Annotated in this window: 13 protein-coding genes; 6 read left to right on the top strand and 7 right to left on the bottom strand. The window is 71.9% G+C overall.

Going from position 1 to position 12,631, the window contains the following annotated elements; translation table 11 throughout:
- Positions 1-58: 58 nt before the first annotated feature.
- Entirely contained in the window at positions 59-256 is a 198-nt protein-coding gene (locus AC1P0E_RS29940) for a zf-HC2 domain-containing protein (protein ID WP_482745227.1), read from the bottom strand.
- Positions 257-421: 165 nt separating this feature from the next.
- Between AC1P0E_RS29940 and AC1P0E_RS29935 the strand changes: the two genes are divergently transcribed.
- Positions 422-1,120, top strand: a complete 699-nt coding sequence (locus AC1P0E_RS29935) for a zf-HC2 domain-containing protein (RefSeq protein ID WP_482745226.1) — start codon at positions 422-424, stop codon at positions 1,118-1,120.
- A gap of 22 nt (positions 1,121-1,142) precedes the next feature.
- Here AC1P0E_RS29935 and AC1P0E_RS29930 read toward each other — a convergent pair whose 3' ends face one another.
- The 5 genes from AC1P0E_RS29930 to AC1P0E_RS29910 form a co-directional block, all read right to left on the bottom strand.
- Positions 1,143-2,018, bottom strand: a complete 876-nt coding sequence (locus AC1P0E_RS29930) for an Fpg/Nei family DNA glycosylase (protein WP_482745225.1) — start codon at positions 2,016-2,018, stop codon at positions 1,143-1,145.
- A 14-nt stretch (positions 2,019-2,032) separates the two neighbouring features.
- A complete protein-coding gene (locus tag AC1P0E_RS29925) occupies positions 2,033-3,382 on the bottom strand; it encodes a wax ester/triacylglycerol synthase family O-acyltransferase (RefSeq protein WP_482745224.1) in 1,350 nt (449 codons plus the stop codon).
- Positions 3,383-3,496: 114 nt separating this feature from the next.
- Positions 3,497-5,593 (bottom strand): SpoIIE family protein phosphatase, encoded by a 2,097-nt coding sequence (locus AC1P0E_RS29920; protein ID WP_482745223.1) that lies wholly within the window; start codon positions 5,591-5,593, stop codon positions 3,497-3,499.
- A 66-nt stretch (positions 5,594-5,659) separates the two neighbouring features.
- Complete coding sequence (locus tag AC1P0E_RS29915; RefSeq protein WP_482745222.1) at positions 5,660-7,846, bottom strand: heavy metal translocating P-type ATPase; 2,187 nt, start codon at positions 7,844-7,846, stop codon at positions 5,660-5,662.
- A gap of 2 nt (positions 7,847-7,848) precedes the next feature.
- The gene (locus tag AC1P0E_RS29910; RefSeq protein WP_482745221.1) at positions 7,849-8,160 is read right to left on the bottom strand and encodes a DUF1490 family protein; all 312 of its coding nucleotides are present in this window, start codon (positions 8,158-8,160) and stop codon (positions 7,849-7,851) included.
- A gap of 181 nt (positions 8,161-8,341) precedes the next feature.
- On the opposite strand from AC1P0E_RS29910, the gene AC1P0E_RS29905 reads away from it, so the two are divergent.
- The 4 genes from AC1P0E_RS29905 to AC1P0E_RS29890 all read left to right on the top strand — a co-directional run bounded on the left by AC1P0E_RS29905 (position 8,342) and on the right by AC1P0E_RS29890 (position 11,652).
- Positions 8,342-9,166: a YndJ family protein gene (locus AC1P0E_RS29905; RefSeq protein ID WP_482745220.1), complete on the top strand. Its 825-nt coding sequence runs from the start codon at positions 8,342-8,344 to the stop codon at positions 9,164-9,166.
- Positions 9,163-9,684: a DUF1990 family protein gene (locus AC1P0E_RS29900; RefSeq protein WP_482745219.1), complete on the top strand. Its 522-nt coding sequence runs from the start codon at positions 9,163-9,165 to the stop codon at positions 9,682-9,684. The genes AC1P0E_RS29905 and AC1P0E_RS29900 overlap by 4 nt, the downstream gene beginning before the upstream one ends.
- Positions 9,685-9,692: 8 nt before the next feature.
- Complete coding sequence (locus AC1P0E_RS29895; RefSeq protein ID WP_482745218.1) at positions 9,693-11,114, top strand: lipase maturation factor family protein; 1,422 nt, start codon at positions 9,693-9,695, stop codon at positions 11,112-11,114.
- A gap of 64 nt (positions 11,115-11,178) precedes the next feature.
- Positions 11,179-11,652, top strand: a complete 474-nt coding sequence (locus AC1P0E_RS29890; protein WP_482745217.1) for a hypothetical protein — start codon at positions 11,179-11,181, stop codon at positions 11,650-11,652.
- A 66-nt stretch (positions 11,653-11,718) separates the two neighbouring features.
- Here AC1P0E_RS29890 and AC1P0E_RS29885 read toward each other — a convergent pair whose 3' ends face one another.
- Positions 11,719-11,904 carry a hypothetical protein gene (locus AC1P0E_RS29885; RefSeq protein ID WP_482745216.1) on the bottom strand — a complete coding sequence of 62 codons (186 nt, stop codon included), beginning with the start codon at positions 11,902-11,904 and terminating at the stop codon, positions 11,719-11,721.
- A 533-nt stretch (positions 11,905-12,437) separates the two neighbouring features.
- Between AC1P0E_RS29885 and AC1P0E_RS29880 the strand changes: the two genes are divergently transcribed.
- Positions 12,438-12,620, top strand: coding sequence for a hypothetical protein (locus AC1P0E_RS29880; RefSeq protein ID WP_482745215.1), 183 nt, complete (start codon positions 12,438-12,440; stop codon positions 12,618-12,620).
- The last annotated feature ends 11 nt before the right edge of the window (positions 12,621-12,631 follow it).

The following is a 12,631-nucleotide window of genomic DNA, read 5'->3' as shown; positions in this document are numbered from 1 at the left end:
GGGGAGTGTAGGAGCAGGTCGGGTGACCTGGACATACGGGTCCCGTTCGCACCTGGTGTCAGGCGTCGTCGTGGCCCGCCGTCAGGTCGTCCAGCGAGAACAGCGCCAGCAGCGCGGCGGCCTCGGTCACTTCCAGGTAGGCGGTGCGGCACATGGCGCACAGTGCGAGGTGCGAGGCGACCTCCGCGTCCTCGCCGGCCGGCAGGGCGTCGAGGACGTACGCGCCCAGCAGCAGCTCCACATGCGCACCTGTCACGCGCCCATTCTGCGGCGACCTCCCGGGCCGCACAAGAACCTCCAGGCCAGGGAGGAATCCGGCCGGATCGCCTCTTGCCCTGAGCAGAAACGGTGTGAATTCCGTACCTGAGGACGACCAGTCGGTTACCCCACGTATCACGCGAGACCCCCTAGGAATTGCCCCATGAGTACGGACTCGGACCAGCGGCATCGGGACGTCGGCGCGTACGCGCTCGGCGTCCTCGATCCAGCGGATTCGTTCCGCTTCGAGGAACATCTGGCCGACTGCGCGACGTGCGCCGTGCGGCTCGGCGAGTTCGCCCGACTCGAGTCGACGCTGGCCGCGTACGCCCATCCCGGCGGCGGCGCCGCCGTACTGCCGGAGCGGCCCACGGCCGGGCTGCTGGACCGGCTGATCGACGGGGTCGAGGCGGGGCGCCGCCGGCGCGGCAGGCGCCGCTTGCGGCTGGTCGCCGCGGCGGCCGTGCTGATCATCGCCGGTCCGGTGGCGGCGCTGGGCCTTCAGGCACGCTCCGGTGAAGAGGGCGGTGGCACGGTGCAGCGGTACGCCGCCACCGACCCGGCCACCGGCGTATCGGCGTCCGTCGCGCTCCAGGAGCGCGGCTGGGGGTCGGGGGTGGGGCTCGAACTCGCACGCGTCGAAGGGCCACTGACCTGCGAACTGATCGCCGTCGGCAAGGACGGCGAGGAGCAGACGGTGACCACCTGGGCGGTGCCGGCGGGCGGTTACGGGATGCCGGGCGTCGAGGGCCACGAGGAGCCGCTGCGCACGGAGGGCGGTTCGGCGCTGCGCGGCGGCGAGATCGACCGCTTCGAGGTCCGCACGCTGGACGGCAGGCGTCTGGTCACGATCGAGGCGTGAGCCCGTACGCCCGCTGACGACGCTACTTGAGCAGCCGTGACAGTCGTCGGTCCGCGAGCGGCTTGCCGCCCGTCTGGCAGGTCGGGCAGTACTGCAACGACGAGTCGCTGAACGACACTTCGCGGATGCTGTCCCCACAGACCGGGCAGGCCTCCCCGGTCCGGCCGTGCACGCGCAGCCCGCTCTTCTTCTCCGCCTTCAGCCGGCCCGCGGCCACCCCGCGCGAGCGCTCGACGGCCTCGCCGAGGGTGGCGCGCAGCGCCTCGTACAGCGTGGTGATCTCGTCGTCGGTGAGGTTGGCGACGGGCTTGAAGGGTGACATCTTCGCCGCGTGCAGAATCTCGTCGCTGTACGCGTTGCCGATCCCGGCGATCAGGCTCTGGTCGCGCAACGCTCCCTTGAGCTGCCGCCGTTCCCCGTGCAGCAGCTCCGCGAACCGGTCGCGCCCGAAGCCGTCGGCGAGCGGATCGGGGCCGAGCCGGGCGATGCCCGGCACGTCGGCGGGGTCCCGTACGACGTACACGGCGAGGCTCTTCTTCGTGCCCGCCTCCGTGAGGTCGAAGCCCGCACCGTCCGCCAGGGCGACGCGCAGCGCGAGCGGCCCCTTGCCGGGGCGCGGCGGCTCGGCCGGCAGGTCGTCCTTCCAGCGGAGCCAGCCCGCCCGGGCGAGATGGGTGATCAGGTGCAGACCGCCCCCGCCGATGTCGAGGACGCCGATGTCCAAAAACTTGCCGTGCCGGCCGACGCCGGTGACCGCTGCGCCCTCCAGTGCGGAGAGCGGCGGGTCGTACGTCTTGAGGACGCTGATCGCGACCGGGACGACGCGCGTGATCTCCCGGCGGACCAGGTGCTCGTCGAGGAACTCTCGCAGCGCTTCGACTTCCGGCAGCTCAGGCATGTTCCCAGCGTGCCTCAGCCGGTGGCCGCCCGCAGCAGGGCTGCCAGCTCGTCGGTCATGCTCCCGGCCAGCCGGTCCAGGTCGGGGACCGCCTTGGCGTCCGCGACGAGGCCGACATGCACCTGGCCGCCGTACGTCGAAAGGGCGACGGCCAGGGACTGCCCGCGCGCCAGCGGCGCCATCGGGTAGATCGCGCGCAGCGGGCTGCCGCCGAGCGAGAGCGTGGAGCGGGGCAGCGGCACACTCGTGACCAGTACGTCGAAGAGCATCCGCGCCGCGCTGCCCGCGATCGGGGCGCCGAACCGGTGGGCGAGCGGCGGAAGGTGGTCGGCCAGTACGGCGACCGCTCCGGCGCCGCGTCCCGGCCCTTCGGCCTTGTTGCGGTCCATGGCCCGGCGCACCGCCGTGAGCCGAGCCCAGGGGGCGGGCTCGCGGACGGGCAGCCCGACGAGGTACGCCGAGAGTTTGTTGCCGGTGCCCGCCGCGCTGCCGGGGCGGCGCCGGGAGACGGGCACCAGGGCGCGCGGGTCCGCGCCGGGCAGCGGTTCGCCGCGCTCCAGCATCCATCGCCGCAGGCCGCCGGCGACGACGGCGAGCAGCACGTCGTTCGCCGTGCCGCCCGCCACCCTGCGGATCTTCAGTACGTCGTCGAGTCCGAGCACGGCGGTGCCCAGCCGTCGCGTGCCGCTGGACCCCGCCGCGAAGGCGCTGGCCCCCCACAGGTCGAACCTGCTGGCCCGCATCACGGACGCGCCGATGCCGACGGCCCGGCCGACCTCCTCCAGGCGGTCGCGGGCGAAGCCGACGACCTGGTGCGGACCCGGCAGCCAGGACCGGGGCGGCACGCTGCGCTCCCGCCTGGCGCCCGCCGCGCGGGCTCCCGCGATCTGGTCGAAGATGCCGGCGCCGATGGCGACGGCGCGCATGCCGTCGGCGAGGGCGTGGTGGAGCTTGACGAGTACGGCGAACGTGCGGGACCCGGGGGCGGTCAGGACGTACATCTCCCAGGGCGGCAGGCCGCGTTCGAGCGGCTGCTCCATCAGCTCCCCGGCGATCTCGGTGGCGTGGGCAGCGAAGTCGCCCGCGGGGAGCCGGATCTGCCGGACGTGGCGGCGTACGTCGAAGTCCTTGGCCGTGGACCAGGCGGCACCGCCGACGGGCAGCAACACCGCGCGTACGCGCATCCTCAGCCGGGGGATCGCGGCGGCGCGCTCGGCGAGCAGGTCCACGACACAGTCGCCGTCGCCCTCGCCGTCCTCGGCCTTGCTCTCGAGGAGAGCGAGCGCGCCGAGATGCATGGGATGTTCGGTGGATTCGAGGTGCCAGAACGCCAGATCAAGAGGTGCCAGAAGCTCGGTGCTCAATGAGCCCTCACGTCGTCGGAGGCCGGTGGAGAGCCGCAGTCAATCCCGAGCGGTCGGTTACGGTCAAGTACGTACGGATCACATACCGTTACCGAACGGTACGGTCAGGAGCGTTCAAAGCCGGTCGGGCACGGCAAACTCGCACCAGACGCACTTGCCGCTCCCCCTCGACTCCACGCCCCACACGTCCGCCAGTCGGTCGACCAGCATCAGCCCCCGCCCCGACACACCCGACTCCCCCGCCTCCCGGCGGCGCGGCAGCGCGCTGGAGCGGTCCTCGACCTCGATCCGCAGTCTGCGCTGCGCCCCGGTCAGGACGCGGGCGGTGATGATGGCTCCGCCGTCCGTGTGCATCAGCGCGTTGGTCATCAGCTCGTCGGCGGCCAGCTCGATCTCGTCCGCCCGCTCCCCGGCACCCCAGGCCCGTACCGCCGCACGGACCATGTGCCGCGCCGAACGGAGCGCTTCGGGGTCGTTCTGCGCGACGTGCTGCTGAAGCCGCCCGCCCGTCTGCGGTACGTCCGCGCCCTTGCGGCGGCGCAGGAGCAGCAGCGCCACGTCGTCGTCGCCACCCCTCTCGTCGACCACTTCACACAGCTTGTCGGCCAGCTGCTGGAGGTCGCGGGGTCCGCTGCGGACCAGGGCGGAGAGCCACTGCATGCCGTCGTCGAGGTCCGCGCCCGGCAGCTCCACCAGCCCGTCGGTGCACAGCAGCAGAGTCTGGCCGGGGTCGAGTTCGACGGTCGTGACGGGGTATTCGAGCTGCCCGAACTCCGCGGAGAGGCCGAGCGGCATGCCACCTGCGACGGGCAGCCTGCGGCAGGTGCCGTCGACGTGGCGGACGAGCGGGTCGATGTGCCCGGCCCGTACGAGCTGGACCACTCCCGTGGTCAGGTCGGTCTCGGCGTACGTGCAGGTGGCGAAGCGGTCGGTGTCCAGCTCGTGGAGGAAGACGGACGCGCGGGCCATCACCGTGGCGGGGGTGTGCCCCTCGGCGGCGTACGCGCGCAGCACGATGCGCAGCTGTCCCATGACGGCGGCGGCGTGCGTGTCATGGCCCTGTACGTCGCCGATGACCGCGCCGACGCGTCCGCCTGGCAACGGGATCACGTCGTACCAGTCGCCGCCGATGTCGCGGCCGAGGCGGGCCGAGCGGTAGCGGACGGCGATCTGCGCGCCGGGGACGGAGGGGATGCGGCGCGGCAGCATGGCCTGCTGGAGGCCTTCGGCCAGGTCCTTGTCCTGCTCGAAGAGCATGGCGCGCTGGAGGCTCTGCGCGATGCTGCTGCCCAGCGCGATGAGCAGGTTGCGTTCGTCGGAGGTGAACCCGATCCGGTCGCTGTAGAGCAGGCCGAGTGCGCCGACCGGGCGGGCCTGGGCGATCAGCGGCAGATACGCGGCGGAGGTGACGCCGAGCGCTCTGATGTTCGGCCACAGGATGGGGTAGGACTCGGCGAAGTCCTCCGGCGATTCGATGAAGCGGGGCGCGAGGGTGCGGACGACCTCGCTCATCGGGTACTGCTCGTCGATCCGGGTGTAGCGGGTGCCGGGCACGAAGGAGCCGTCGGGTCCGTCGGCGACGAGATGGATGCGACCCGCCTCGACGAGCCCCATCACCAGGCTGGCCGCCCCGAGGTTCTCCAGGCCCTGGGAGTCGTTGAGTACGTCGATGACGTCCTGCACGGTGCGCGCGTGGGCGAGGGCGGCCGTGGTCCCCTGGACGACGCTGGTCCTGCGACGCCTCTCCGCGTCGTGTTCGAGCCGGTCGGTGGAGTCGGCGAGCTCCTGGGTGGCGTCGCGGACGATGCCGATGATGCGGCGGGGCCGGCCGGCGGCGTCGCGGCGTACGCAGCCCTGGGTGTGGGTCCAGCGCAGGGACCCGTCGCGGCAGCGGATGCGGAAGTAGGCGCCGTACGTGACGCTGCCGTGCTTCAGCGCCTCGGAGACCAGGGCGTCCAGCCGGGCCGCTTCGGCGGGCGGCACGCGTACCGCGAGCTCCTCCGGGCGGCCGGAGTACTCCTCGGGGCGCAGGTCGAACACGGCGAGAGCGGAATCGTCCATCCGCATGAGTCCGCTGTCGAGGTCCCAGTCGAATCCCCCCAGGCCGAGCGCGGGCCCGTACACCTCGAAGAAGCAGCACGCCACACCGCCTTTCCGCTCCCAGCAGCGGCAGTACTCCGCCGCATCGCCTCCCCCTGCGCCCGCGTCCATGGGCTCACGCTAGGCGCAGCCCGCGGCAGGCGCATGCGGGACAACGGCGCCCCGGTCCGCCCGGCCTCAGCGCACGCGGCGGTCCTCGAGCGGGGCGGCGCTCAGCCTTTCCTGGGCCTCCCGCGGCAGGTGCGGGGTGTGATTGACCAGCCGGGCCGAGTTTCCGACGACCGCGATGCTGCTGGTGTTGTGGAGCAGGGCGGCGAGAACGGGGTTGATGGAGCCCCCGGCGCCGGCGAGCAGGCCGAGCAGGTTGACTCCGATGGCCAGGCCGTAGTTCTGGCGTACGACGCGCAGCGTATGGCGGCTGAGTTCGACGACGGCGGCGACCTGGCGCAGGTCGTTGCCCGCCAGAGCGATGTCGGCCGTCTCCAGCGCCACGTGCGAGGAGTGCTCGCCCATGGTGATCCCGACATCGGCCAGCGCGAGCGCGGGAGCGTCGTTGGTGCCGTCGCCGACCATCGCCACCGTGTGGCCCTCGGCCTGGAGATCCCGGATCAGCTGGAGCTTGCCCTCCGGAAGCGCGTGCGCGTGCACCTCGGTGATGCCGAGCGCGTCGGCGACGACCTGCGCGGTCTCCGGAGCGTCACCGGTGAGCAGTACCAGGCGGGACACACCCAGGTCCCTCAGCTGCCCGATGACGGTCTCGGCGCCCGCCCGTACGGCGTCGGAGACACCCAGCATGCCGATCAGGTCGTCGTCGTGGGCCAGACAGATGACGGTCTCGCCGCCGCCCCGCAGCCGCTGCGTCCACCCCTGCGCCTCCTCGGTCAGCTCGACGCCGCTGCGGCGCAGCAGGGCGGGGCTGCCGACCAGCAGGCGCGTACCGTCCAGTTCGGCGCGCATGCCCATGCCGAGCACGACCTCGCAGGCCTGGTGGATGGGAACGTGCAGGTGCTGTTCCTCGGTACGGGCGACGATGGCCTGGGCGAGCGGGTGGCGGGCGTGCAGTTCCCCGGAGGCGGCCAGGCTCAGCACCTCGTCGGCGCTGAACCGGTCGCTGAGGGTGACCACGCTCGTGACCAGTGGCCGCCCGAAGGTCAGGGTGCCGGTCTTGTCGAACACGACGGCCGTGACCCGCCCGACGCCCTCCAGGTGCGTTCCGCCCTTGATGAGCGTTCCGCGGCGCGCTCCGTTGCCGATGGCCGCGCTGATGGCGGTGGGCGTGGCCAGTCCGGCCGCACACGGGCAGGCGATCAGCAGCATGGTCATCGCGCGTCTCGCGTCGCGGGTGACGAAGTACGTCAGTGCGGCGAGCGCGAAGGACACCGGAACGAAGCGCTGCGTGAAGCGGGTGGCCACCGTCTGGATCGGCGCGCGGTCCGCCTGGGCCTCTTCGACACGGCTGATGATCCGGCCGACCGTGGTGTCGGCCCCGACGTAGGTGGCACGGACCTGGAGCGAACCGGACGTGACGATGGTGCCGGCGTAGACGTGCGAGCCGGAACGGGCGTACACGGGAAGGGCCTCACCGGTGACCGCCGCCTGGTCGACCAGGGCCTCGCCGGAGACGATGTGTCCGTCGACGGGGATCCGGTGGTGCTCGTACACCGCGACCACATCGAAGGGGCGTACGTCTTCGAGCGCCACCTCGGCCTCGACGCCCTCTTCCCGTACGAGCCAGACGCGCTCGTCGCCGACGGTGAGCAGTTCCTCGATGGCGCGCCGGGTGCGGCGCAGGGTCAGCGTCTGGAGGAACTCGCCGATGTTCAGGAGCCACAGGACGGTGAGGGCTACGACGTTCTCGCGCAGCACCAGTGAGATGACCGTCGCGGCGGTGACGAGGGTGTCCGTACCCGGAGAACCCCGGCCTCTGAGCGAGCGCAACGCGCCCCGGAAGAAGGGCAGGCCGGTGAAGACCGTGACCGCGCCGAGGAATCCCGAGGAGCCAAGGGTGAGCCGTGGCCTGCGCAGCAGGCGGCGCAGCGCCACGAGCGCGAGGACGGCGCCTCCGACCACCAGCCGCGCCACCTCACCGGTGGAGGAATCGGGTGCGGACCTGGTGGGCGTGGCCGGTGCGGACTCGGGCGGCGGTTCCTCGAGCGCGGCCGCCAGCCGGTCGACGTCCAGGCGGTCCGGTTCCATCCAGATCACGACGCTGCCGGTACGCGGGAAGATCCGCAGCGCGCGGAACCCGCTGATGCCGGTCAGCCGTTCGTCCACGAGTCCGGCGCTGCCGGGGCGGGCCCGTACCCAGGGAACGGTCAGCCGCGCTCGGCCCGCGGCCACGGAGCACACGACCACGGCCGCCATGGTCAGTGCTCGTGTCCGTGATCGCGGTTGTCAACCTTGACCGCCGAGGGCGGCGGGACCTCTTCACCGAGGCTGGTCCGGGCCTCCGCGAGCACGTCCCCGGCCTTGAGCCGGGCCTCTTCGGCGGCCGAGGCGACCCATCTCCCGGCGACGATGCCGTTGGCGATGCCGCCGATCAGGGCCTTGCGTGCGACGGGTTTCGCGTCGGGAAGGCGTTTCGCGGCCCCCCGGATGATCAGACCACCGACCACGCCGGACACCGCGTAGTGCGCGAGACGGCCGGCTGCGGCGCCGGCAAGGGCGACGGGGTGCATGAAGATCTCCTTCCGTCTGTGCCCCGGAAGGGCGCGACGGACCTCTCCTCAAGTGTGTGCCCGCCCGGCGGTCACAAGCCAACGGAAGCGAACCAGGGAACAGAGACTTGAACGCGTTCAACAGACACCGTATGGTCATCCCCAGATTGAATTGAACGCGTTCAAATCTAGGGGGTGCGCGGTGTTCGTGCTGGTCAACCTGATCGTGATGCTCGGCATGCTCGTGATCGTCCCCATGGGACTGCGCCTCGTCGATTCGCCCGGGCTCGACCGGATCCGGCGGTTGTGGCCGCTGCTCGCGGCGCCCGGGGCCGTCGCCCTGTGGCTGCCGCGCGGCGGAGCCGCGACAGCGCTCGCCGCGGTGTACGCCGTCGGAACAGCCGCTCTCGCACTGCACGCCCCGGCCCGCCTCGCCCGTACGCGCTCCCTCGCCCCTCCCGAGATCGCGGTGCTCACCGCACTCGCGACGCCGTCGGTCGCCGGGCTCGCGCTGGTCGCCGAGCGTTCCGGGCACGAGCTCTTCGGCTTCGACCTGGAGATCCTGGCGCTGACCGTGCCGCACTTCCACTTCGCGGGCTTCGCCGCCGCGCTGGTCGCGGGGCTCGTCTGCCGGGTGGCCCCGGAACGGCCGGCCGCGCGGTTCGCGGCGCTGAGCGTGCCGCTCGGCACGCTGCTGGTCCTCGCCGGGTACTTCATCGACGACTGGGCCGAGCTCGCCGGAGCGCTCGTACTGACGGCTGGCATGTGGGCGGTGGCGCTGCTGACCTGGCAGGACGTACGCGACGACCGACAGGACCGGACGACCCGCACGCTGCTCGCCGTCTCGGCCGCCGTCCTGGTCGCCACGATGCTGCTGGCTCTCAGCTGGGCGCTCGGCGAAGCGACCGGCATTCCGCACCCCAGCCTGACCTGGATGGCCGCCACCCACGGCCTGGGCAACGCGCTCGGCTTCGCGCTGTGCGCGGTGCTGGCCTGGCGACGACTCGACAAGGAGACCCTCGCATGAGCACCTTCAACTACCCCGAGGTCGGCGCCACCCGGCAGGACCCCCTGCCCGCCGGCTACAACCACCTCCACCACCGCGTGCCCGTGGGCACGGGCCGCGCCGCCTTCGAAGCGGCCGGCGCGGCGGTGACCACCTGGCGGATGCACCGGGCGTCGGGCGCACGAGTACGGGCGGACGCGGCACGGGCCGAGGCCGGCGTGGCCGTCGAAGTGTCGCTCGGCGTCGGGCCACTGCGGGTGGCCGCGCCGTGCGTGGTGGTCTGGACGGCGTACGAGAACGACAGGACCGGTTTCGCGTACGGGACGACCGGCGGGCACCCGGAGTGCGGCGAGGAGTCGTTCGTCGTGGAGCTGGCGGAGGACGGGACCGTGTGGTTCGGCGTCACCGCGTTCAGCCGACCGGGCCGCTGGTACACCCGTCTCGCCGGACCTGTCGTGCCCGTCTGCCAGCGCTGGTACGCCCGGCGTCTCGGCAGAACACTGCGGCGGATCGCGGCTGGAGCGCCCTTGCGCCGATAATGAGCGTAATGGAGTGGTTCACCGCGCCCGACTACTGGCTGAGCCGGCTGGTCTTCCAGCGGGCTCTGGCCGTCGTGTACCTGGTCGCGTTCCTCACGGCGGCCCTGCAGTTCCGGGCGCTCATCGGCTCCCGGGGCATCCTGCCGGTGCCCGCGCATCTCCGGCGGGTGCCCTGGCGCCAGTCGCCCACCCTCTTCCGGCTCCACTACTCGGACCGCTTCTTCGCCGGGTGCGCCTGGACGGGCGTGCTGCTCGCGGCGGCGCTGATCGCGGGCGCGGCCGACCAACTGCCTTTGTGGGCCGCGATGCTGATGTGGGCGGTTCTGTGGGCCCTGTATCTGTCGATCGTCAATGTCGGGCAGACCTGGTACGCCTTCGGCTGGGAGTCCCTGCTCCTGGAGGCCGGCTTCCTCGCGGTCTTCCTCGGCAGCGAGCGCACCGCCCCGCCCGTGCTGGTGCTGTGGCTGCTGCGCTGGGTCCTGTTCCGGGTGGAGTTCGGCGCCGGGCTGATCAAGCTGCGCGGTGACCAGTGCTGGCGGAAGCTCACCTGCCTCGACTTCCACCACGAGACGCAGCCGATGCCGGGCCCGCTGAGCTGGTTCTTCCACCACCTCCCGCAGCCGCTGCACCGGGTCGAGGTGGCGGCGAACCACGTGACCCAACTGCTGGTCCCCGTGCTGCTCTTCACCCCGCAGCCGGTCGCGGGCGCGGCGGCCGCCCTGATGATCCTCACCCAGCTGTGGCTGGTGCTCTCGGGCAATTTCGCCTGGCTGAACTGGCTGACGATCGTCCTGGCGCTCTCGGCCGTCGACTTCTCGCCGTGGGTCACCGCGCCCGCCCTGCCCGCTTCCCCGCTCTGGTACGAGGTGCTGGTCATCGCCGTCACCGCGCTGTTGCTCGCCCTCAGCTACCGGCCCGCGCGCAATCTGTTCTCGCGGCGCCAGGCGATGAACCGCTCGTACGATCCGCTCCACCTCGTCAACGCGTACGGCGCGTTCGGGAGCATCAGCCGCGTCCGCCAGGAGATCGTCGTCGAGGGTACGGACGAAGCTGTGGTGCACGGGGGCACGGTGTGGCGCGCGTACGAGTTCAAAGGCAAGCCCGGTGATCCGCGCAGGCTCCCGCGCCAGTTCGCGCCGTACCATCTGCGCCTCGACTGGATGATGTGGTTCGCGGCACTCTCCCCCGCGTACGCGTACGCCTGGTTCGACCCCTTCATGGAGCGGCTGCTGACAGGCGATCCCGCGACGCTGCGGCTGCTGCGCTCCAATCCCTTCCCCGGCTCCCCGCCCACGCATGTCCGGGCCCGCGTCTACCGCTACCGCTTCACCACCTGGCGCGAACTGCGGGCCACGCGCGCGTGGTGGCACCGCACGCTCGTACGCGAATTCCGCCCGCCGATGGCTCTCGCCCGTACGTCGCCCCACTGACAGGACCGGCCGCCTGACAGAATCGGCCGTCCATCCGGTACTCGGTGAGGCGGGCGGGGAAGTGATGACGTCTGGAGCGTTCGACGCGGCCACCGGCGACGGACCGGCGCCCGGCGCAGCCGACGGGCGGCGAGCCGCCGAGGTGCGGGTCGCGTTCGACGGGCTGATGCAGATCAGGCGCTTGACGAACACGGAAGCGGACGATCCGGAAGCCGTACCGGCGGCGTGGGAGATCAACCAGGTGGTGCGGTCGGTGGCCCTGGTGCTGGAGGCGGCGGGCTTCGCTCCCTCCGCCGTGGACGCGGCCGGCGCGCGCACCGCGACCGGCTATCGCGTCGGCGCGGGCGAGCGCCCCGGAACGGCACGGGTGGAGTGGCTCGGCCCACCGGGCAGCGGCGCCGCCCAGGAGGAGCAGGAAACGCTGACCGGGTGCGCTGCGGAGCTCGGCCGCCTCGGCTGGACGGCGCTGCTGTACCGGGGGCCGCGTCGGCGCCGCTTCCTGGAGGTGGAGCTCCCGGCCCCGGTCCGCCCCCGCTGAGGGACGGCGTCCCCCCTGCCCGGCCGTGTCGGCCGGGCAGGGGGGACGCCGTCGCACTCAGTCCGCTCAGTCGATTCCCGGCAGGATGTGCGACTCGGCCAGATCCTCTTCGTAACCCGCCAGCCTGATGGGGGCCGATCGGGACCACACTTCGAGGCTGCCCAGTTCGTCGGGCCTGCGGCGGCGGGCCTGACCGGCCCATTCACCGCGTTCATGCGAACGCTTGTCCTGCTTTGTCATCTCTGGCGTCACCGCGCACTCCTTTGTGTCGCGTAACCCGTCGGACGTGTCGCCTCGGCCTGGGGCCAACGACGACCTGGCGCCCGATGGGTCAGGAAATTTGGGGCAGTTCGGTCGCGGTGGCGCCGGTTACTCACACTGGAGTGGCCTTGGTGAGGCTGTCCGTGACCAACAGAGTACCCATATGAGCGTGGTTCCGCTCGATGGTTCTCGATGGGCTACGTCACCTTTCGGCCTGCTGCCCTTCGCATCCTGTTCAGCCGGAGTCCCGTACGCCCATGATCTGCTCGGGGGTACGAAGCCGGGCATTCGGAGAGGAACGGCATGGAGCTGCACAGCGTCGAGGAATTGATGTCCCTCCTGCACGCCTGCCGGGGCGCGTGGGACGCCCCGGACCGCAGCGGCGATCCGGTCGATCTGCACGACCACGCACTGCAAACCGCACATTTGTTGCGTCGCTCACACCCAGCGACAAGGCGACGGCGGAGCCGGGGCGCCCGCTGTCCCCGCAGAGCGAGCTGACGCTGGGGCCCCAGGGCGGAGCGATGACACCCGGCGAGGCAGCGGCCTTCGCGCGGGATCCACTGGCGGAGGAGGCGGTGATCCTGCGCCAGGCGGACGACGCGGGGAAGGTCGTCGGCCTCGACGTGGGGGAGATGGAGGACTGGCGGCCGGTACTGGAAGGGGTGGCAGGGGCGCACAAGTCCGGTGCGCAACACCTCTCCTGAGGCATCACGCA

This window comes from Streptomyces sp. TRD_SC_5 (assembly GCF_056836825.1).
The sequence above is the reverse complement of the archived record's forward strand: the minus strand, read 5'-3'. Positions and strand labels throughout refer to the sequence as shown.

Bases quoted from the DNA above. Each gene is read 5' to 3' on its own strand.
- AC1P0E_RS29935 (WP_482745226.1), top strand. From the start codon at position 422: ATGAGTACGGACTCGGACCAGCGGCATCGGGACGTCGGCGCGTACGCG.
- AC1P0E_RS29920 (WP_482745223.1), bottom strand. From the start codon at position 5,593: ATGGACGCGGGCGCAGGGGGAGGCGATGCGGCGGAGTACTGCCGCTGC.
- AC1P0E_RS29915 (WP_482745222.1), bottom strand. From the start codon at position 7,846: ATGGCGGCCGTGGTCGTGTGCTCCGTGGCCGCGGGCCGAGCGCGGCTG.
- AC1P0E_RS29910 (WP_482745221.1), bottom strand. From the start codon at position 8,160: ATGCACCCCGTCGCCCTTGCCGGCGCCGCAGCCGGCCGTCTCGCGCAC.
- AC1P0E_RS29930 (WP_482745225.1), bottom strand. From the start codon at position 2,018: ATGCCTGAGCTGCCGGAAGTCGAAGCGCTGCGAGAGTTCCTCGACGAG.
- AC1P0E_RS29880 (WP_482745215.1), top strand. From the start codon at position 12,438: ATGACACCCGGCGAGGCAGCGGCCTTCGCGCGGGATCCACTGGCGGAG.
- AC1P0E_RS29890 (WP_482745217.1), top strand. From the start codon at position 11,179: ATGACGTCTGGAGCGTTCGACGCGGCCACCGGCGACGGACCGGCGCCC.
- AC1P0E_RS29895 (WP_482745218.1), top strand. From the start codon at position 9,693: ATGGAGTGGTTCACCGCGCCCGACTACTGGCTGAGCCGGCTGGTCTTC.
- AC1P0E_RS29900 (WP_482745219.1), top strand. From the start codon at position 9,163: ATGAGCACCTTCAACTACCCCGAGGTCGGCGCCACCCGGCAGGACCCC.